The organism is Halorubrum sp. Hd13 (genome assembly GCF_002252755.1).
GTDB lineage: Archaea > Halobacteriota > Halobacteria > Halobacteriales > Haloferacaceae > Halorubrum.
On sequence record NZ_NHOY01000017.1, the window covers coordinates 43,956 to 63,189 of the forward strand.

The 19,234-nt window shown below is 63.5% G+C and carries 20 protein-coding genes and 1 pseudogene; 10 read left to right on the forward strand and 11 right to left on the reverse strand.

What is annotated here, in order from left to right:
- Both DJ81_RS02380 and DJ81_RS02385 read right to left on the reverse strand, forming a co-directional pair.
- On the reverse strand, positions 1-1,308 hold the full coding sequence (locus tag DJ81_RS02380; protein WP_094588258.1) for a M20 family metallopeptidase: 1,308 nt from the start codon (positions 1,306-1,308) through the stop codon (positions 1-3).
- A 4-nt stretch (positions 1,309-1,312) separates the two neighbouring features.
- A complete protein-coding gene (locus DJ81_RS02385; protein ID WP_094527534.1) occupies positions 1,313-1,834 on the reverse strand; it encodes a cupin domain-containing protein in 522 nt (173 codons plus the stop codon).
- Between the two features lie 103 nt (positions 1,835-1,937).
- Between DJ81_RS02385 and DJ81_RS02390 the strand changes: the two genes are divergently transcribed.
- Positions 1,938-2,912, forward strand: coding sequence for a DUF3179 domain-containing protein (locus tag DJ81_RS02390; RefSeq protein ID WP_094588260.1), 975 nt, complete (start codon positions 1,938-1,940; stop codon positions 2,910-2,912).
- A 45-nt stretch (positions 2,913-2,957) separates the two neighbouring features.
- On the opposite strand, the gene DJ81_RS19760 is transcribed toward DJ81_RS02390, so the two are convergent.
- Positions 2,958-3,347 carry a glutamate synthase-related protein gene (locus DJ81_RS19760; protein ID WP_212589816.1) on the reverse strand — a complete coding sequence of 130 codons (390 nt, stop codon included), beginning with the start codon at positions 3,345-3,347 and terminating at the stop codon, positions 2,958-2,960.
- A complete protein-coding gene (locus DJ81_RS02395; protein ID WP_212589817.1) occupies positions 3,313-4,650 on the reverse strand; it encodes a glutamate synthase-related protein in 1,338 nt (445 codons plus the stop codon). Before DJ81_RS02395 ends, DJ81_RS19760 begins: the two co-directional genes overlap by 35 nt.
- 260 nt (positions 4,651-4,910) lie before the next feature.
- Here DJ81_RS02395 and DJ81_RS02400 point away from each other — a divergent pair, with 260 nt between their 5' ends.
- Positions 4,911-5,324: a hypothetical protein gene (locus DJ81_RS02400; protein ID WP_094527536.1), complete on the forward strand. Its 414-nt coding sequence runs from the start codon at positions 4,911-4,913 to the stop codon at positions 5,322-5,324.
- Between the two features lie 21 nt (positions 5,325-5,345).
- Here DJ81_RS02400 and DJ81_RS02405 read toward each other — a convergent pair whose 3' ends face one another.
- The 5 genes from DJ81_RS02405 to DJ81_RS02425 all read right to left on the reverse strand — a co-directional run bounded on the left by DJ81_RS02405 (position 5,346) and on the right by DJ81_RS02425 (position 8,545).
- Complete coding sequence (locus DJ81_RS02405) at positions 5,346-6,092, reverse strand: NAD(P)H-hydrate epimerase (RefSeq protein ID WP_094527537.1); 747 nt, start codon at positions 6,090-6,092, stop codon at positions 5,346-5,348.
- Between the two features lie 175 nt (positions 6,093-6,267).
- On the reverse strand, positions 6,268-7,158 hold the full coding sequence (locus DJ81_RS02410; protein WP_212589819.1) for a sulfite exporter TauE/SafE family protein: 891 nt from the start codon (positions 7,156-7,158) through the stop codon (positions 6,268-6,270).
- A gap of 24 nt (positions 7,159-7,182) precedes the next feature.
- On the reverse strand, positions 7,183-7,404 hold the full coding sequence (locus DJ81_RS02415) for a hypothetical protein (RefSeq protein ID WP_141212019.1): 222 nt from the start codon (positions 7,402-7,404) through the stop codon (positions 7,183-7,185).
- Between the two features lie 63 nt (positions 7,405-7,467).
- Positions 7,468-7,899, reverse strand: coding sequence for a hypothetical protein (locus tag DJ81_RS02420; protein ID WP_094524495.1), 432 nt, complete (start codon positions 7,897-7,899; stop codon positions 7,468-7,470).
- 130 nt (positions 7,900-8,029) lie between these two features.
- Positions 8,030-8,545 carry a redoxin domain-containing protein gene (locus DJ81_RS02425; protein ID WP_094588266.1) on the reverse strand — a complete coding sequence of 172 codons (516 nt, stop codon included), beginning with the start codon at positions 8,543-8,545 and terminating at the stop codon, positions 8,030-8,032.
- A 178-nt stretch (positions 8,546-8,723) separates the two neighbouring features.
- Between DJ81_RS02425 and DJ81_RS19555 the strand changes: the two genes are divergently transcribed.
- Entirely contained in the window at positions 8,724-9,005 is a 282-nt protein-coding gene (locus DJ81_RS19555; RefSeq protein WP_094588268.1) for a hypothetical protein, read from the forward strand.
- 108 nt (positions 9,006-9,113) lie between these two features.
- Here the strand turns inward: DJ81_RS19555 and DJ81_RS02435 are convergent, their stop codons facing one another.
- The gene (locus DJ81_RS02435) at positions 9,114-10,652 is read right to left on the reverse strand and encodes a HAMP domain-containing histidine kinase (protein ID WP_094588270.1); all 1,539 of its coding nucleotides are present in this window, start codon (positions 10,650-10,652) and stop codon (positions 9,114-9,116) included.
- A 155-nt stretch (positions 10,653-10,807) separates the two neighbouring features.
- Positions 10,808-11,128, reverse strand: a pseudogene (locus DJ81_RS02440) (cysteine hydrolase family protein); the annotation flags it as partial.
- Here DJ81_RS02440 and DJ81_RS19560 point away from each other — a divergent pair.
- From DJ81_RS19560 to DJ81_RS02470, 7 genes are all read left to right on the forward strand, one after another.
- Entirely contained in the window at positions 11,058-11,294 is a 237-nt protein-coding gene (locus DJ81_RS19560; protein ID WP_249269051.1) for a hypothetical protein, read from the forward strand. The pseudogene DJ81_RS02440 and the gene DJ81_RS19560 sit on opposite strands and share 71 nt — an antisense overlap.
- A gap of 133 nt (positions 11,295-11,427) precedes the next feature.
- The gene (locus DJ81_RS02445; protein ID WP_094524500.1) at positions 11,428-11,787 is read left to right on the forward strand and encodes a helix-turn-helix domain-containing protein; all 360 of its coding nucleotides are present in this window, start codon (positions 11,428-11,430) and stop codon (positions 11,785-11,787) included.
- Positions 11,784-12,758, forward strand: coding sequence for a DUF3179 domain-containing protein (locus DJ81_RS02450; protein ID WP_321166810.1), 975 nt, complete (start codon positions 11,784-11,786; stop codon positions 12,756-12,758). Before DJ81_RS02445 ends, DJ81_RS02450 begins: the two co-directional genes overlap by 4 nt.
- A gap of 1,007 nt (positions 12,759-13,765) precedes the next feature.
- On the forward strand, positions 13,766-15,799 hold the full coding sequence (locus tag DJ81_RS02455) for a GAF domain-containing protein (RefSeq protein ID WP_094588272.1): 2,034 nt from the start codon (positions 13,766-13,768) through the stop codon (positions 15,797-15,799).
- Between the two features lie 48 nt (positions 15,800-15,847).
- Positions 15,848-16,228, forward strand: coding sequence for a response regulator transcription factor (locus DJ81_RS02460; RefSeq protein WP_094588274.1), 381 nt, complete (start codon positions 15,848-15,850; stop codon positions 16,226-16,228).
- Between the two features lie 109 nt (positions 16,229-16,337).
- Positions 16,338-17,501 (forward strand): poly-gamma-glutamate biosynthesis protein PgsC/CapC, encoded by a 1,164-nt coding sequence (locus tag DJ81_RS02465; RefSeq protein ID WP_094588276.1) that lies wholly within the window; start codon positions 16,338-16,340, stop codon positions 17,499-17,501.
- The gene (locus DJ81_RS02470) at positions 17,498-19,078 is read left to right on the forward strand and encodes a Mur ligase family protein (protein ID WP_212589818.1); all 1,581 of its coding nucleotides are present in this window, start codon (positions 17,498-17,500) and stop codon (positions 19,076-19,078) included. Before DJ81_RS02465 ends, DJ81_RS02470 begins: the two co-directional genes overlap by 4 nt.
- The last annotated feature ends 156 nt before the right edge of the window (positions 19,079-19,234 follow it).

Below are 19,234 nucleotides of genomic sequence, written 5' to 3' on the forward strand. Positions count from 1 at the left end.
TTACTGCTCGTCGCGGTCGGAGCTCCCGCCTCCGGTTCCGGAGCCTCCGCCGTCGACCCGAACCGCGTACTCACCGATGAGCCGCGCGTACGCCTCGGCGTTCTGAGCGAGCGCGTCGACCGTTGTGTACTCGTCGACCGCGTGGGCGGTGTCGGTCCCGAAACCGAACTCCACGGTCGGAATCCCGTCGTGGCGCAGATCCTTCGCGTCACCGCCGCCGGTCGCGCTCCGGCGGTAGATCCGCCCCTCGACGACCGACTCCGCCGCGGCTGTACTCGCTTCGACCAGCGGCGAGTCGATCGGCTCGTAGCTCCCGCGGCTCCACGAGACGTCCGCGATCGATATCCCCTCGATCCCGCCGAGACAGCGCCGGATCGACCCGAGCGCGTCACGGGTCTCGACGGTCGCGGTCAGCCGCACGTCGACCTCCGCCCGCGCCGATGCCGGAACGGCGTTGACCGCGCTGCCGCCCTCGATCACGCCGAGGTTAATCGTCGGATACCGGAAGAGGTCGCGGACGGTCTCGGCATCGATTTCCCCCTCGTGGAAGCCGACCGACTCCTCGACGATCGGCGCCATCTCTGGGGCGACGGCCAGCTCTCGCGTCCCGAACTCTCGTTTGAGCCGGTCGATCGCGGCCGTCAGTCGGTCGATAGCGTTGATACCGAGCATCGGCCGCGAGCCGTGTGCGGCCCCGCCGGTCGCCTCTAACGTCAGCCAGATGGCGCCGCGGTCCGCGATCGACACCGCGCAGCGTCCGTTCCGTGAGGTGGTCTCGCCAATGACGCAGGCGTCGGGCACGAACTCGATCGCCTCTCTGACGCTCGGGAGGCCGGCGTCGCCGCCGGTCTCCTCGTCGCTCACGAACGCGAACTGTAGGTCAACCGGCGGTGCTGCGTCGGACTCCGCGTACGCGAGCGCGACCTGGAGCATCGCGGCGACGGCCCCCTTCATGTCCGTCGCGCCGCGGCCGTAGAGCCGGTCGCCCTCGCGCTCGCCGAGCGGGTCGCGTGACCACTCGGTCCCGTCGAACGGGACCGTGTCGACGTGGTCGACGAAACACAGCGTCCGGTCGGAGGTGCCGGGCAGCGTCGCGACGAGGTTGGGCTTCTCCGGGTCGACTGCGATCCGCTCAAGGTCGACGCCGGCCGCCTCCAGCCGCGACGCGATCCACGAGACCGACGCCGCGGTGTGGCCGGGCGGGTTGGCCGTGTCGTGGCTCAGGAGGGTCTCCGCGGTCGAAACGAGGTCTACCCGGTTATCGGCGAGGAATCGCTCGACTGGCTCCGGGAGCCTCGGCGGCGTCATCGGCTCACGGCACCTCCCCGTCCATCGACCCACGGTACCAGCGGCCCGTCTCGGCGCCGCACTCGACGCAGCGGGCGATCACGGCCTCGCGGCTCGACGCTTTGTCGTCCTCGCCCGCCTCCGTCACGCGGTCGAACTCGGTGTCCGCCTCGGCGTCGCAGTCGGGACAGTATCGGAGCCGCGGCATCTCGCCGTACTCTAGCGGGGCGCCGAGTGCGAGCGCGCGGACTGGTTCGTCGCCGCGGTTCCACCCCCGCTGGAACTCCTCGCGATCGAATCGCACGATCTCGTTTTTTCCCACCTCGACCGGTCCGTCGTCCGTTTCGAACGTGGCCGTGCCCGAGATAACGTAGAACGCCTCTTCTTGTACCTCGTGGCTGTGGTACGCGAACGCGAAGCTGTCGCCAGGTTCGAGCTCGTAGTAGTTGACCGCGAGGTCGGTGAGCCCCAGCGCCTCGGTGAGCGGTCGCATCACCGCGGCCGGCTGGAGCGAGTTCTCCACGTTGTCGACGCGGACGCGTTTCATACCCGTCTGTCCCGGGCCAATCGAATAAACAGCGCGGCGCTGTGCGGTGGCGGACCCAATCCGCGGACGACCGAATTATAGGAGGCGAACGCCAGTCACCGACGTGAACTTCCGACGAGTCCTTCCGCGGGACGCGATTCCGAGCGTCGACGAGCCTCGGTTCGGCGACTCGTACGACGGAGACGCCGACGACGCGGTCATCGCCGTGACCGACGCAGATCCGCCGCGAGCGTATCCGGTGCGGTACCTCCAGTTCCACGAGATTGTCAACGACGCCCTCGACAGGGCGTCCGGCAGCGTTCCGATCGCCGTGACGTGGTGTCCCCTCTGCGGGAGCGGGATCGTGTACGATCGGACTCACGCGGGGCGGACCCTCGAGTTCGGGGTGTCCGGGAAGCTCGCGGACGACGATCTCGTGATGTACGATCGAGAGACTGGAAGCGAGTGGAAGCAGTCCACCGGCGAGTGTATCGCCGGTGAGTTCGAGGGCGAATCGCTCTCCGTCCGGCTGGCGGCCATGCTTTCCGTCCGGGAATTCCGCGAGTCGTACCCGGACGGCGTCGTCCTCGATCCGCCGGGCGGAGAGAGCGAAGCCGCGAGCGACGACGACGAGCCCGCCCCGATCGACTACGCCGAGTCGCCGTACGAGGAGTACGCCTCGGGCGAGGGGTTCGGTCTCGCCGCGCACCGTGGCTTGGCCGATCGCAGGGAGTGGGACGGCCCGGCGGACATCGATCCGAAGGCGGTCGTGGTGGGCGTCGAATTCGACGGGGACGCGGTCGGCTTCCCGTTCTCCCGAGTGCGCGCGGCCGGCGGTGTCGTGCGAGCGACGATCGGCGACCGGGACGTCGTCGCCTTCACGACGGACGATGGTATCCACGCGTACGCGGACCCCGGCCACGAGTTCGAGTTGACCGACGACGGCGTCGTCGGAGATGGGACGACGTGGGAACCGACCACGGGCGCCGCGGCGGACGGTCGTCGGCTCGAACGACTACCCGCGCGACGGCTTTACGCGTTCACTTGGCTAGACGACCACGGCCCCGAGGCGTTTTATCGACCCGACTCGCTCGACTGAGTCGACACTCTTCACCGAGCCGACTCCCTCGGCCGGGCCGACCGCTCACCGCCGACGTCCCTCCGCGCCCACCCCCCCGTACTCGACGCCGGTGAGGTCGGCGACGTCGCGCTTCCACGTCGTCAGGTCGCGGCGCTCGAACTCGGTCAGCGCGTCGTGGCCGCAGGCACGGGCCATCACTTTCATCAGTTTGACCGTCGCGGCGAAGTAGTTCGCGAGCCCTTCCGCGGCCGAGTCGATCACGAGTCGGCTCCGGAGGCTCTCCTTCTGGCTCGCGATCCCGACCGGGCAGTTGTTCGAATCGCACGCGCGCATGCCGAGACAGCCGATCGCCTGCATCGCGGCGTTCGCGACAGCGACGCCGTCGGCGCCGAGCGCCAGCGCCTTGATGAAGTCCGACTCAGTGCGGAGCCCACCCGTCGCGATCAGCGTCACGTCGTCCGCGTCGCGCGCGTCGAGGGTGGCGGCGCGCCCGCGGGATCGCCGCGACCGTCGGCACCGAGATGTTGTTCTTGAACACGTCCGGAGCGGCGCCCGTTCCGCCGCCGCGCCCGTCTAAGATTAGGTAGTCGGCCCCCGCTTCCAGCGCGAAGTCGATGTCGTCCTCGACGTGTTGCGCGGAGAGTTTGAATCCGACCGGGATCCCGTCGCCGACCTCGCGGACGCGGTCGGCCATCGCCGCGAAGTCGTCGGGCGTCTCCAAATCGTCGAACCGCGCGGGGCTGACCGCGTCGGTGCCCGGTTCGAGACCTCGGACCTCCGCGATCTTCCCTTGGACCTTCTCGCCCGGGAGGTGGCCGCCGGTACCGGTCTTCGCGCCCTGTCCGGCCTTGAAATGGAACGCCTGCACGTCCGCGACCTTCTCGATGTCCCAGCCGAACTTCCCCGTGGCGTACTCGTAGAAGTACCGCGAGTTGACCGCCTGCTCCTCGGGGAGCATGCCGCCCTCTCCCGAGCAGATCCCCGTCCCGGCGGCGTCCGCGCCCTTCGAGACGGCGACCTTCGCCTCCTCGCTCAGCGCGCCGAAGCTCATGTCGCTGACGAACACTGGAATCTCCAGTTCGAGCGGGTTCTCCGCGTTCGGACCGATCACCAACTCCGAGTCGACCGGGGCCTCGTCGTCGAGAGGGGTGCGGTCGAGCTGGGCGGTGAGGATCTGGAGGTCGTTCCAGCTCGGCAGTTCTGTCCGCGGGACTCCCATCGCAGAGACGCTCCCGTGCTCGCCGATCCCCTCCGGCCCCTCCCGGGCGAGCTTCTGGATGTAGTGCGTGTACGGTTCCGTCTCCGCCTTCGGCTCCCCGTAGAAATCGGGGTTCACTGCGGCGTCGACGTCGTCCGCCTCCTCTGTGCCGTCCGGCAGGTCGTACGGCTCCGGGTGGTCCTCCGCCCACTCGGCGACCGCCGCCGCGTCGACGAACACCGCCTCTTCGTCGTCGGCGTCGGCCTCAATCCACGCCGGGAACTTCTCCAACCGCTCGGAGTTGTCGTACTCGCTGACCCCGGTGTCGTACCGGTAGTCCCAGCCGTGGACGCCACAGATGAGGTCTTCGCCCTCCACGCGGCCGTCGCCGAGGAGTACACCGCGGTGGAGGCACCGGCCGTACAACACCGACACCTCGTCGTCGTACCGGACGACCACGAGGTCGACGCCGGCGGCTCGGGCGTGTGAGGGCTCTCGATCCGCGAGGTCGCTCCACGTCGCGACCCGTTTGGGGTCGCGTGCGCTCTCGGCGCTCATCGGGTCCGTCGCACCCCCACCGCGTCCGTTCTCTCGTCGTCGCACGTCCCGCGGTTCGCGTCGGCGATCACTGGGGCCATTGACGACCGTACGCACCGTCTCGCGGCGTATAACCCTCCGGTGAGCCGGAAGTAACCGCCCCTGTCGAGGGCCGATCTCGATGGGCGGGGACCGACTGACCTGTGACCACATCACATGGGCGTAACCCGGTCACGCGCCCCTCAGACAACGCTTATGTCCGGTGTCGCTTCGGGAGTGACATGGCAGCCGAGACCGAGGCGGCCGCGTTGCAGCCGCTCACGACCGCGGAGATGGAATCGACGATGGCCGGGATCAAGCGCATGCTCAAGATCGGCGCGGCGTTCGCCGTCGTGGGTTACCTCCTTGTCGGGTTCGCGCTCTTCCTCGAGATCACTGCGTTCCACCCGCTGTTGGAGGAGTACTTCGCGACCCACACGGGGTGGAGCCTCGCCGGTGGCGGCGCCGACAGAGCGGGAGAAACCGCGCTCAACTCGCAGCTCGCGGCGATCCACTCCTTCCCGTCCGTGCTGCTCTGGCTGAAGCTGGGCGGCGTCGCGCACGTCCTCGTCGGGATCTTCGTCGCCCTCGCGGCGATCGTCCGGACGCTGGCGCTGATGCCGCACCGCCTGGCGTACGAGATGGCGAACGAATAGGATCGTACCGCGTGTCGGGCGTCACGTCCTCGATAGCGGCACGGAAAACGCCTCTCCGAACGGATTCGTGTACCCGATCCCGAGGCGATCGTACGCGGTCGAGGGAATCGAGAGATCGACGAGCAGGAGGTCGCCGTCGACCGCCGCGACCCCCGTCTTCGGCAGAGCGAGCGTGGCCGTGAGATCCGGTTCGACCGCGACGCCCGGCCGCTCTCCCGTCGTCGCGTTCGTGCCGGAGGGGACGTCGAGCGACACGGTCGCTTCCGACGCGCTGCCAACGGCCTCGATCAGTTCTGCCGTGGCGCCGCGGGGCTGGCCCGTCAGTCCGTAGCCGATCAGCGCGTCGATGACGACACCCTCGAGCGCCGCGTCGATGTCGGGGCCGGAGTCGCCGTCGGCCCATTCGACCGGCACGTCCATCGCTTCCAGTATCGAGAGCTGTTCCGCGGTGACGCCGTCGACTTCGGCCCGGGCTCGGTCGAGAACGACTCGGACGGAGAGGTTCCGATTCGCAAGATGCCGAGCACACGCCAGCCCGCCGCCGCCGTTCCCGCCGTTGCCGGCGAGCACCGTGACGGGGAGTTCGCTCCGGTTGCTCGATCGGACCTCAAGAACGGCCTCAGCGAGCCCTCGACCGGCGTGTTCCATCATCCGGGGTAGATCGAGACCGACCTCTTCGACTGCAACGCGGTCGACCGCCCGCATCTCTGCGGCTGTGACCGCCGTCACGGGGCGACCGTCCGGATCGACGAACGTAGCCGTGTCCATGCGTAGCCGTTCGAAACGGGGATTAAAAAACGGTGGTCGTCCGCGAGGCCCACCCGGGAGTGTGTGTCCTGAACGCCGACTCGTCACGCGATGACGTGTCACCCGCGATCCGGGGCCTCCAGCGGCCGTGTATTGCGCCGGAGAGGGATTCCGGGAGGCCGACCCGGCCACGGTCTCAGACCCCGAATGTGGTCACGAGGACGACCCCGCCGACGACCCCGAAGACGATCCCGAGCCCGCGCTCCATGAGCCCGCTCGGGACGTACTTTCCGGCGCGGGCACCTATCGTCCCGCCGACAAGCACCCCTGGGATCGACCAGACCACCACGTACCAGACGGGCGTCGCGGCCAGCGCGTGGACGGCGGCCCCGGCGACCGCGGCGATCGCGAGCACGAACACCGACGTGGCGACGGCGACCCGCGGCGGCATCCGACACCGCGCCACGAGCTGGGTCGTCACGATCTCGGGGAGGCCGGCACTGATCAATCCCGTGATCGCTCCGCCGAGCGCCGCGAGCGCGACGCCCGGCGGGCGCCAGCAGGTCGGGTAGACGAACCGCTCGCCGCCGCTGGCGGTGACGACGGTGGTACCGCACTCCGCGTTCTTCTTTTCGAGGAACTCGCCCTCGCGCTCGCCGGGTTCGGTCTCTTCCGGGGAGTCGGAGTACAACAGGAACCCGCCGAGCACGAACAGCCCGACGCCGAACCCGCCGCGCAACAGCGTGTCGGGGACGTAATGTGCCGCGAACGAGCCGATCACGATCGCCGGCAGCGCGCCGACCAACAGCCACTTCGCGGTCGCGTAGTCGACGACGCCCTGCTTGACGTACGACCGGAGACCGTTCCCCATCCCGAACACTTCAGTCATCAGGCCCGCGCCGACCGCCTGCGCGGGACCGAGCCCGACGGCCAACAGGAAGAACGGGCTGAAAAAGAGCGCGCCCGAGACGCCGGCCGCGATGGCGACCATCGAGAACAGCACCGACGCGGGGAACACCCACCAGTGATCGAGGACTCGATCGACCGACACTACTGAGAGCAGCGGCAGCGGGTCGATCCCGGCCATCAGTGCGAGTGCGTCCGCCATCGATCACGCTGAGTGGTGCGCGCCGTGGCCGACCCACAGCAACAGCAGGTGCGTCGCGATCGCGAGCGGGAGCCAGCCGACCGGCAGTGCCGCCGCGACGGGATCGACCGCTCCGAAGACGTAGACCGCCGGGAACGCGATCGCCGTCCAGAACGCGGCGCGTCGAACGGCCGCTTCTATCCCGCGACCGACCGCCGAGCCGGCCGCCGCGGTACACCTGCGCACCGGGTGGTCGTCGCGCAGACATCCCGGGCGACGACCGTCCGCGTTCGTGTTCGTGCGCACGCCTTACACCGGGAGCAGCGCGAGTCCCGCTCCCAACACGACCCCGTAGACGACGTGGAAGAAGCCGAACGAAGCCATCGTCTTCGGGTCGGGTTCCATCGCGAGGACGATCCGCATCCAGAACATCATCCCGCCGACCATCAGGACGAGTCCGAAAGCGAGCCCCCAGAGTACGCTCCCGACGAGGACTCCCGCGCCGACATCCAGCACGAGGGCGGTCGCGCCGACCGCGAAGGCGGCCCCCGCGCCGACCCCGTACAGCATGTGGAGCAGCATGCCCTGTTTCATGTACGACTCGGGCCCCTCGTCGCCGACGTACTTCGCCCAGAGGGCGGCGGTCGGCGGCGGCGAGCTGTCTCCCATCGTCATCATGAACATCGTCATGACGACGGTCGCGATCAGTCCAGCGATCAGTCCGGTGAATACGCTTACCATGATGTGTGACACGCGCCGGCGAACCGACGCAGGTTACCTCTAGTAACCTAGATACGAGACTACCCAATAAAAGCGCGCGAACGGATCGGTAACTGGGTTACCGGCCGGTAATCGTCGTCGTCGGTAGTGCTCACAGGTACGACTTCCCGTCCGGCAGTTCGCACTCGTCGCCGTGACACTGCGCGGCGTGTTCGACGGCCGTGAGGTCCGGCTCGTCGTCCGTCTCCCCACTTCGCCACGCGTACTGGACGGTGCGGTCGGGATCGACCACGCAGACCGCCGAGCGCGCGACCCCGCGGTGGTCGTCTATCTCGTCGGCGCGCACGCCGTACGCCTCGGCGACACGGCCGTCGCTGTTCGAGATCAGTGGGAAATCGATCCGGTGTTTCTCCGCGAACGCGCGGTGGCTGTAGACGCTGTCGGTCGAGATACCGAGGACGACGGTGTTCTCCAGCAGCGACAGCGCCTCACTGTCCCGCAGCGTACACATCTGTGTCGTACAGACCGGATGGAAGTCGAACGGATAAAACACCAATACGACCGCCCACCCGTTGTCGGTGTATTCGGCCAGGCTATGGGTGTCGATCCGTCCGCCGCCCGCACCCGGAAGTTCGAACGTCGGCGCCGTCTGTCCGGTTCGGAGCATACGTGTCAGTCGGCGTCGGGACGGCATGAGCCCCGGCCGATAGTGTGGTGTGATCGCACACGCTGTGGTCCGGGTCAGGTTGTCCGATCAAGTCGATGGGCTCGAGCCGCCCGCCAGACAGTGCTTCCGCCCCGCACACGTAGCAGCCGTCTACGACCATTCGCCGCTTCGCAGCGGTATGACGCTCGCGCTCTCGATCGAACTGACGGCGACGATCGCCGTCGTCGTCGCGGTCGCAGGCGCCGCCAATGGCGTCGCGGGATTCGACTTCGCCGCCGCCGGGAGCGACCGCTCGACCGTCGGCGGCCCCTCGGCAGCCGAACCGCTCGATCCGTCAGAGCCGTCGTCAATCGACCCAGATTCGGCGCCGACGTCGGAGGATCCGAGACACCCCGAGACCGACGATATCCCGACCCCGAGGGCGCCGAGCAGGGTTTGTCTGTCAATCTGTACCATATAATAAGTCGGAGTCAACGGATGTTAACAGCGTTCAGATCGTGCGTCGAGAGCGCACGGGCGGTTCGACCGAACCGAGAAAGCGCTCGACCGTCGCATGGTGATCAGCCCGTCATCGACCGATGGCTGCCAACACTCGGTCCCGGATCGTCTGCCGGTCTGGAAGCGGCGGAAGCGTCGTCGAGAGCGCACCGACGAGTCCGCCCCAGAGGAGGTGACCGACGAACGAGGCCTGGCCGAGATTCGGGAGCGGCGTCGCGACTCCCACGGCGTTCAACCAGAGGCTCATGACCACTCCCGCCAAGACGAACCACAGGAAGAGCCCGTACGCGGCCCCCGCGGCGACGCTGGCCCCGACGGACTCACCGAGCAGCCTGCCGGGTATCTCGGAGCGGACAACGGTGAACACGGTCGCGAACACGGCGCTGTGGAACAGGTGCGCGACCCACCCCACCGACGAGACGGACGCTCCGTACAGCGCGCCGATCACCGGCAGTGTTCCGGTCGTCGCCTGAAAGAACGCGCCCATCGCGACACCGGCCGCCAGCCCGATGCCGAGCGTCCGCCACAGCGTCCCGCTCGCGAGTCCCGGCGTGTCGCCCGCCGTGCCGGTTCGGCCGGTTCGCGGGAGCCGCACCCGGAGGGTAGCCGCCTCGCCGGTGTCGTCGACGCCGATATCCCCGCCGTATCTCGCGACGAGGAGCCGGACGACCGGGACGCCGTAGTCCACGTCGTTCCGCTCCTGTTCGGGGATTCCCTCGACGAGCACTTCCCGTTCCCGAGCGCTGAGCCACGCTCTGGGGGCCGTGACGGACAACTCGACGTACCGGTCCCCGACGTCGATCGCGAAGGGATCGGCGCCCGAGTCCGCCCAGTCGGGGAGCGCCGCGAGTTCGTCGAGCAGGCGGTCAACGTATCGGTCCGCTCTGATCGTCACCGACGGGACCGACACCGCCGACTCGTCGCGACCCGTGCGCTCAGCGTGTCTCCGGATCGCCTCGTCGAGCCGGACCGGCCCCAGCGCGCTGCCGCCGTCGACTGTGCCGACAGTGAGGAACCGCGTCTCGTCTACTGCCCGTTCGATCCGCGTGATCGCGTCGGTGATCGCCGTCTTGCTCCAGTCGGCGGTCTCTTCGCGCTCCTCGAACAGAATCTCCGAGTGGCCCCGGAGGATCGTGACGGAGTTCCGAACCTCGTGTCTGAGGATCCGATTGAGGAGCCGCGCCTGTTCGATTTGCCGGTCTACGGTGGCCTGCCGTCGGTCCGCCTCCGCGCCGCGGATCCCGACGAGCAATCCCGCGCCGCCGCCGACGATCCCGACGGCGGCAGCTGTCGCAGTGGCGTCCCCCGGTGACGCCGCGATCAGCAACGGTCCGAGCACGAGTCCGACCGCCGCGGCGCCGCCGAGGAACCAGCCGAGGACGGTCCGGGTGTACGTCCGGTCCCGGGCGCTGACCGCGAGGTTGATCCCGTACAGGACGACGCCGAATCCGACCGCTAACACCAGTACCGCGCTCACCTCCGTCGCGAATCTCCTCTCCGTCACCAACAGGTCGGCGACCGTCCCCCGCGTCAGCGCGAACGCGACGACCGCTATCGCGACGCCCTCGGATTTAAACGCGAGACTGTCGCTCGGAGACGGTCGGTCCATACGTTCGATTATTTTCCGTTTGTAAAGAAGTGTACCGGTTGTGTGGCTCGACCGCGCTACCTCGTGAGGAGTCGCATCGATCAGCCGTCTGTCGACCACAGACGATTCATACGTGGAAAGACGCCGCGTAGCCGGGTTCCCCTACGACGCCGGTCCTACTCTGCCGCCGCCAACCGCTCGACGGCGTCGTCGGTCTCGGCGGTCTCGTGGGCGATAAACCCGTCGTTCGTGAGCGCCGCCTGAAGCGCCTGTTCGCCGGCGGCCGCCGTGGCGTCGGTCACGGTCGGCACCTCGAAGCCGTTCTCGACGACGTCCCGCAGGTGCGACTCTACGCAGAGATTCGCACTCATCCCCACGAGCACGATCGTGTCGATACCGCGCTGACGGAGCTGGATCTGCGCGTCGTTGCTCCAGAACCCGGAGAGCTGTTCGTGCGGCGTGAGGACGAACGTGTTGTCGTCCGGTTCGAGCTCGGGAACGAAGTCGGCGGAGCTTGTCGACGACGGCGTTCTCCTCGACGGTCTCGCCGACCTTGTCCCACACCACGCTCTCGGGCTTCAGGAAGTCGATCTGCGGGTCGGTGATCAGGACGGCCGTGCTGTCGGCGTCCATTTCGAGTTCGCTCATAGTTACCTACAGTAACCTAGTATGAATGGGTAATTGAAAAGTTCGCGCGAACGGACGGGTAACCGGATTACCGGTCGGCGTGACAGGTATCATTTTCTCACCTACTTACTAAACGTACCTTTATTTTCGTGGCGATCGTGGATCCGGTATGAGTACCGATATCGAGCCGTTAGAGGTGTGGTGTGCGGGCAGCGACTGGTGTCCGATCACGACGACTGCGACGCTGATCGGTAAGAAGTGGCATCCGGTCGTTATTCACCGACTCTTGGAGAACGGGCCGCTGGGATTCAATGCACTCAAAGAGGAGGTCGACGGGATCTCAGGGAAGGTCCAGTCGGATGTCCTCGAAGACCTCGAAGAACACGGGTTCATCGACCGGACCGTCATCAGCGAGAAGCCGTTCCGCGTGGAGTACTCGCTGACCGACCGCGGGCGGTCGCTCGAACCCGTGATCATCGCCATGCGTGACTGGGGGCGAGAACACCTCACCGCTCCGGAGGACCAGTGAACGACTCGAGCGAGTCGGCGATGAACGTGATTTCAGTCCTCCCGAAGGACGCGATCCCGAGCATCGACGACCCGACCTTCGGTGACGACTACTTCGGCGACCCCGATGACGAGGTACTGATTGTAGAGCCCGGCGACGAGGCATCCCCAGCGCGCGCCTACCCGATCCGGATCCTCAACTACCACGAGGTCGTCAACGACGTAGTCCCGACTGCCGACGGCGGCGAGGACCCGATCGCGATCACGTGGTGTCCGATCTGCGGCAGCGCGGTCGTGTACGAGGTAACCGTCGGCGGCCGGGGGCTCACCTTCGGCGTCTCGGGGAAGTTGGCCGACGACGACCTCGTGTTGTACGACCGCGAGACCGACTCGGAGTGGAAGCAGTCTACCGGTGAGTGTATCGCGGGCGAACTCGCCGGCGAGCTGCTCCGCGTTCGACCCGGGCCGATGACCACCTACGCGGCCTTCCGCGAGGCGTATCCGGACGGGACCGTGCTCCAACCGGAGTCCGAGGGGTCGGCCGCGGCGAGCGGCTACGACCCCTCCGGATACGAGGCGTACGAAGAGCGCGAGGCGTTCGGCCTCCGCGGGATGCGGGGCGAGGGCCCGGAGCGCGAGTGGAACCGGGACGACCTCGATCCGAAAACGATCGTCCTCGGCGTGACGCCGGCCGACGGCGGCGCTTTAGGCTTCCCGCTGCCCGTCGTCGAGGCGGCCGGCGGCGTCGTGGCGGCAACGGTGGGTGAAACTGATGTTGTTGTCCTTGCGACCGACGACGGCCTCCACGCCTTCGAGCAGCCGGCATTCGAACTTCGAATTGAGGACGACTCGGTCAGAGGTGATGGCGCGACGTGGACACTCACAACGGGCGAAAGCAGTGACGGCCGCAGGCTCCGGCGTGTCGAAAGCCGCCGTCTCTACGCGTTTGCGTGGCAGGACGGCCACGGGCCTCGTTCGTTCCACTTTTTGTGAACGTATCACGGTGCGTTGTAATCGTCGGACTGTCGCAGACGTCACATTCATACGCCATATTTAATATCATTTAAATCTCAGTTTCTGCTGGAGGAATCAGAGGCACATGCTCTCCTCCTCTCCGTTATGATCAATAATCCGTCCTCGCTTGGTCATTGTCCTACCTGTAATCGTGAGATCTCACAGGCATGGAAACGTATTGAATACGAACGAGCAGACGGGGATATCGGTGTTTTTGCTGAGTGTCCAGCATGCGCTGAGGTTGTGAACTACCCTCCCCTACTCGCTCACGGCTGACGGCGTTCGTTCCTTGAGGGTAGGGCTTCCTGTTTCCACGACGCGCTCTGCAGATACAGACGTATCCACAGGGAGCGCAGTCTCCACAGGCGTTGATTCCGGCGGAAGGTCTTCTCCCGTGCCACGAGATCTCACCGGAGGAACTGGGAGAGAACGCGCTGCTCGACTCGCGCTACGTATTCAGCACGCCTCAAAGAACATTTCACTGATTGAGAATTTCAACACAGCAGTTGAATCCGGACTCGAATATTAGCGGCACAGTCTGTTCCTCGATTCGCGCACGGTCTCATTGGCGGTATAGCGAAACTAACGAACCGATTGCCATTAGCACCCCGACAACGATCAGCGCACCGCCCGCCTGCGTTGAATTGTTGATCATTGACCAGCCGACTGCCGCCGTCGCGGTCCCAGCTAGAAAGAGTAAGAACTTCCAGACAGCGTTTGGAATGAACTCTAGTCAGTCCTGGGTAATTGAGACTCGATTCTCAAATTCAGATTCGTAATTCCGGGATTCATTTCGACTTGTCTATAACGCGTAACTTAGTCGGAGTTCTTCGCGTCCCCTCATAATCCTGAACATTGTTACAGATGATCTCTCGCAACTCGTAGCCAACTCTGTGATGCTAGGTCTCCACTGGTGGGTATCCCTCTTCACGACGTTATGATCCGTCAATGAAAACATCTATGATGAATTAGTGTAAAGTTCATTTATGGACACAGGCCCCCATAACGATGCTTTGGGGGATAACGGAGAGAGTACCAGCCGCTATAGATCCATCATCGAAGCTGTTCGAGACGGCGTTTTCGTCGTCAATCTGGACGGCACTATCACCTACGTCAACGACTCGCTTTGCTCATTGACTGGACGTGAGCGGAACGAACTGGTTGGCAACACGTTCGACACGCTGGTTGAATCAGGACTGGTTGAATCAGCCGAGTTTGATCGATTCGTTACAATCATCAACTCCATTGCCGACGGAGAAATCCAGGATGAAATTCTGACCTTCGAAATTGATCAGGAAACCGAACAGATGGTAGACGTTCGCGTCTCGAAACATATCCGGGACGACGGCACTGACGATATCATCGGCGTGGTCCGGGATGTGACAGAGCGCGAGCGGAGGGCCCGGGCGGCAGAACAGAAACAGGAGGTGCTGGCCAAACTGTATCAGGTTGGTGCAGACGACGCTTTCACGTTCGATCAAAAAGCCGAGCGCATCCTCTCCATTGGGTGTGAGTACCTGGATCTGCCGTTTGGGTTCCTGTCGAGAATAGAGGAAGACACACAAGAGATTGTACACGCTGTTGGCGAGCATACACTACTCCAGCCGGACGAAACCGCACCGCTGGAGCAGTCGTACTGTCGGAAAACTATCCAAAGCGACGACCTGGTCGGTATGCAGGACGCACGAGCGGAGTTGGGCGACGACGACCCGGCGTACGAACTGTTCGACTTAGGCTGTTATATCGGAACGAAGGTCATGGTCGGAGAGAACCTCTATGGAACGTTCTGCTTTGCGGCCCCACACGACCGTGAACGGGAATTCAACGCCAGCGAACGGGAGGTGATCAAGCTTCTTGGACAGTGGGCCGGGTACGAACTCGAACGGCAGCGGTTCGAAGAACGCTTGGAAGGTCTGCACGGGACAGCGCAGCGGCTGCTAACGGCTGAAACAACGACGGACGTCGCAAAGATAACGATCGAGATGATTGTGGACAGTTTCGATCTCCCGGTGAGTGCTTTTTGGGAGTACGACGCCACCGCCGACGTCTTACGCCCTGTGGCTGAAACAGACGAAGCAGTACGGGTCGTCGGGGAGGCTCCGACGTTCGAACGAGGCGACGCACTTCTGTGGGAGAGTTTTGACAGTGGCGACATCCGGAACTACGAGGACCTGACCGAACGATCCGGAACTTTCAATCCGGAGACGCCATTGCAGTCAGAGGTGTATATCCCCTGCGGGAATCATGGGATCATCACCTGTGCTGCGACCGAGCCACGTGCGTTCGACGAGATCGACGTCGAAAGCCTCCGACTGCTGGAGGCGCTGGTCACGGAGGCCATCACCGCAGTCAAGCGCGAAGAACAGCTAGCCGAGCGTGGTGAAGCACTCCAGCGACAGAACGACCGCCTCGAAGAGTTTGCCGATGTCGTGGCACACGACCTTCGAAACCCAATGACGGGAGCGGTCGGCTTTCTCGAAATCGCCCGCAAGACGAACGAGTCACAGCATTTCGACCGCGTCGAACAGTCCTTAGAGCGGATGGAGGAACTCATCGACGAGTTGTTGATGATCGCACGCGGTGATCGCCAGGCAGTCAACATACGCACCCACCAATTACAACCAATCGTGGAGGAGGCGTGGTCATACACCGACGCCCCGAAAGCGACCTTGTTCGCAGACGACCCGCTTGGTGAGATACAGGCCGATGAGACACGACTGCTGCAACTGTTCGGCAATCTCTTCCGCAACAGCATCGAACACGGCGGCGACGATGTTACCGTAGAAGTTGGCCCCCTCGCTGACGAGGGGGGGTTCTACGTCGCCGATGACGGGCCAGGGTTTTCCGACAAGCAACGGACAGAGATCGAAGCACTCGGAGACACGGACGAGATGTCGGGATTCGGAGTCGGACTCATGAGCGTTATCGATGTCGTGGAAGCACACGGGTGGGACCTCACAGTCCCCGCCACAGATCGGGGAGCACGCATCGAAATCCGAACTGGTGAACGGAGCGAATGACCCGTGGAACCAAGCGTCGCCGTAATAAAGTGTGGGTAGGAGACCCATATGACCGCCGAAATAGTCATTGCTGAGGATGATGAGACGACCCGGGAAGTCATCGAACTCAACTTGACTGACAACGGGTGGGACGTAGTGGCGTTTACAGATGGTGATGAGTGTTGGGAGCATCTCGAATCACGGACCAACGATCCACCAGATCTCGTGGTGTTAGACGTGATGATGCCCGAACTCGATGGGCTTTCAGTTCTCGAACATATCCGGGATCACGACGCACTCGTCGATCTGCCAGTCGTCATATTGACATCCCGAAACCGGGAAGAAGATATCGTGCAAGCACTCGACGCCGGTGCTGACGATTTTGTGGCAAAGCCCTTCTCGGAAGCTGAACTTGTGGGGCGAATCGAGGTAGTCCTCGACGCAGTCTGAGTGTTGAGTAGTCGTTGTTCATCGGCTGTCAAGGTGGATACCTCGGGGCTTGACCCCGAGGCAATTGACATGCGTAGACCTTTAGGTATTAGTCACGTTTACTTTTTTAATGTGGGTTGCTACGCTGCTGGCTGTTCTTGGGCTGCTCGGCGTAGCACTGACCACACAGTTTACCGGCTACCGACTCGGCGGAACGATCACCGTGCCGGTCCTCGGAGTGTACACACTCAAAAATGTCCTGATGTTGCCGGTGTTCGTCCTCAGTACTATCGCAGCGTACATCGGTCTCTGGTATCTTCGACGACGAACCCTCATTTACGGTCGAGATGAACTTCTCGCCGCATTTGTCATCGGCACGTCAGTCCCGTTGGTGACGATTCTAGGGCTGATTCAGGTTGGGTTTGATGCAGACCTAATCGTGTTGATTGGCAGTATTCTCCCCGGGTTGGCGGCTTACAATTTCCACAGCATTAAGCCGGAGTTTCGGCGGAACGATTTACTGGCGACCATCGGGTTATTTACAGCACTGATCGTCATCGGTTGGATACTGGTGTCCCCAGGGATAGCTGCCCGATTCGGGTCTGTAACGCCCCCGGTGTTGTTCGCTGAAACCGCCGACGTTGCGGTGTATAATAATGCAGTCGTTGATATCACAACAGGAGCGGTTCTCATTTCGAGGGAAGTCGTGGCTGGTCTCTTTATACTCGGTCTAGTCGCATCCGAGCGCATCAGATCCCGCTTCGGCGTCCGGGTCGGTATCATCACGGCAATTTTGTTGGCAGTCTACGCCCTCATGAATTACTGGCTCATCATTATGTACCTGATTCTATTCGTCCTCGTATTTGGTTTAGTTCAGGCACTGAACTACGCAACACTGCGGTATGGAAGAGTGCTGCTTGGAACCACTACCGCGTTTGGGCTACTCGTGGCAGTTCCACTCACGCTCTCGCTCCCGATAAATCGGGGGCTATCTGCGTTTTTCGTTGCCTTCCTTGCTGGCATCACGGCGTATAATGCTCACGTGACAGGGTCATTTGATCGGCGGTTGGTACTCCCCCTCCAGGCCGTCGTGTTCGTTCCAGCCTTGCTCATCGCGCGTCGGTTCGCCACACCGGAACCTAAGGGTATCCCACAAGAACTTACGCTGCCGGTGATACTGACAGGCGTGTTCGTGGTATTGGTCGGATTGGGGATTGGACGCTGGTATGCGGTTGACCAACCTGACGAGACCGAGGTACAGTCTGTGTCCGTTCTTTCGGGGGATGACTCATGAGTACGACGGCATACGAGATATACGGACGGGGGTTCGGCTGGTCGTGGCGACTTCGGGTTCAGGAACGCGTGGTAGCGACCGGGGGCCACCACTACGATACGTCACAGGAGGCCCGGCAAGCTGTAGACCAAGTTCGAGGAGCAGTTGCCTCGCTCACCGGTGACAAAGAGGCGTTCGAAAGCGAGGATATCAGCGACCCGCAAACGATTGTCAGAGAAGACCCGACGCCGTCTGGCGAGATTCCGCAGGACCGGAACAATTGGGTGTGGCAATTACAGACGCCAGAGCGCACTCTCGCAAACAGCGCAGATCGGTTTCCCACCGAGAGCGAGGCCAGAAATGCCTTGGATCGGTTTCTCACGCGGGCCGCCGGTGCGCTCCCGATGTTCATGGTCGGTGCCGAATACGAGTGGCGGGGGGCCCTTCGATCTATCGAGGTCGGCAAGCCGAGTCTGACCGGGATTGTGAGGGAGCTAAAACGAGGGTTCCGTCACCGAAAGGCACTCCGACGTCTGGACACTCGCATCGCCGTGGCGGGGAGCCGTGGCAAGACATCGACGACCCGTCGCCTCGACGACGTGTTCAATCGCCGGGGCTACGATACGTTAACGAAGATTACCGGGAACCACCCGACGCTCATCCATAACGGCGAGGTTCACCCGATCGAACGAGGCGGCCCTCGGACCACGCTGTACGAGAACATCAGCGTGATCGGAGAGTTCGCTCCGGAGCTCGATGCCTATGCCGCCGAGGATATCGGCATCTTCGAAAACCAGGGCATCACCGAATACACGACGCGACTGATCAATCAGCAACTGATAAATCCGGACATCGTCGTCCTCACAAATGTCCGCCAGGATCACAACGACACGCTCGGCAAAACGCGAACCAAAATTGCCCGGTCGTTCGCACGGTCGATTTCCGCCGGGACGCACGTCGTCAGTGGGGAACAAAATCCTGTTCTTCACGACTATATGCAAGAGGAGATCGAACGACGGGGCGGTACTATCGAACAGGTCGAGATTCCCGACCGACATGAGGGAATGATTGGGGCAGAAACCGCTCACGCAATTGACGCAGTGCTGTCATTTCTCGACGAATCGCCGCTCCCCGAGGGCGAACTCGAAGCGTTTTTAGACGCAATCCAGCCGGAATGGACGCGACTCCCGAACGGTCGTATATTCAACGCAGCACAGGTGAACGATGTCGAGAGCACGGAGATGGTGCGCCAGGCACTCGTTCCCGATGAAAAAATACTGCCGTTCGTCTATCTCCGACGAGATCGACGGGGGCGAACCGCCTCCTTCGCAGAGTATGTTGACCTTCTCTACGAGCAAGGCCACATCGATAGCGCCCACGTTGGTGGGGCCAACACCCGCGCGTTCGCTGAGAATACCGAGCTACCGGTCACCCGACACGACAACGGAAACGACGCCGAGAAGGTGCTGACTGATCTTCTCGCAGAGGGCAATCCCGTCGTCATCATGGGAAACACGGTTGATGAGTTCATGCGTGAATTCGAGGAGGCTGTAAGTACTCAGGAACAGGAAGCAACCGAATCTATCAAACCGACGTAGAACTCTATTACTGCTTATTAACTGAATAGGTTGTGCCGACGAGTACGATGCCGGTGACGACCGGGAAGAAGCCCAATACCGGAGCCCATCGCAGTACTACGGTGCGGAGGGTGAAGTCGGGATGGATGATAGGTGAGGTCGTGTTAACTTAAGCAT

Coding starts and splice junctions, on each gene's coding strand:
- DJ81_RS02380 (WP_094588258.1), bottom strand. CDS start 1,308: ATGACGCCGCCGAGGCTCCCGGAGCCAGTCGAGCGATTCCTCGCCGAT.
- DJ81_RS02385 (WP_094527534.1), bottom strand. CDS start 1,834: ATGAAACGCGTCCGCGTCGACAACGTGGAGAACTCGCTCCAGCCGGCC.
- DJ81_RS02395 (WP_212589817.1), bottom strand. CDS start 4,650: ATGAGCGCCGAGAGCGCACGCGACCCCAAACGGGTCGCGACGTGGAGC.
- DJ81_RS02400 (WP_094527536.1), top strand. CDS start 4,911: ATGGCAGCCGAGACCGAGGCGGCCGCGTTGCAGCCGCTCACGACCGCG.
- DJ81_RS02405 (WP_094527537.1), bottom strand. CDS start 6,092: ATGGACACGGCTACGTTCGTCGATCCGGACGGTCGCCCCGTGACGGCG.
- DJ81_RS02410 (WP_212589819.1), bottom strand. CDS start 7,158: ATGGCCGGGATCGACCCGCTGCCGCTGCTCTCAGTAGTGTCGGTCGAT.
- DJ81_RS02420 (WP_094524495.1), bottom strand. CDS start 7,899: ATGGTAAGCGTATTCACCGGACTGATCGCTGGACTGATCGCGACCGTC.
- DJ81_RS02425 (WP_094588266.1), bottom strand. CDS start 8,545: ATGCTCCGAACCGGACAGACGGCGCCGACGTTCGAACTTCCGGGTGCG.
- DJ81_RS19555 (WP_094588268.1), top strand. CDS start 8,724: ATGACGCTCGCGCTCTCGATCGAACTGACGGCGACGATCGCCGTCGTC.
- DJ81_RS02435 (WP_094588270.1), bottom strand. CDS start 10,652: ATGGACCGACCGTCTCCGAGCGACAGTCTCGCGTTTAAATCCGAGGGC.
- DJ81_RS02445 (WP_094524500.1), top strand. CDS start 11,428: ATGAGTACCGATATCGAGCCGTTAGAGGTGTGGTGTGCGGGCAGCGAC.
- DJ81_RS02455 (WP_094588272.1), top strand. CDS start 13,766: ATGGACACAGGCCCCCATAACGATGCTTTGGGGGATAACGGAGAGAGT.
- DJ81_RS02460 (WP_094588274.1), top strand. CDS start 15,848: ATGACCGCCGAAATAGTCATTGCTGAGGATGATGAGACGACCCGGGAA.
- DJ81_RS02465 (WP_094588276.1), top strand. CDS start 16,338: ATGTGGGTTGCTACGCTGCTGGCTGTTCTTGGGCTGCTCGGCGTAGCA.
- DJ81_RS02470 (WP_212589818.1), top strand. CDS start 17,498: ATGAGTACGACGGCATACGAGATATACGGACGGGGGTTCGGCTGGTCG.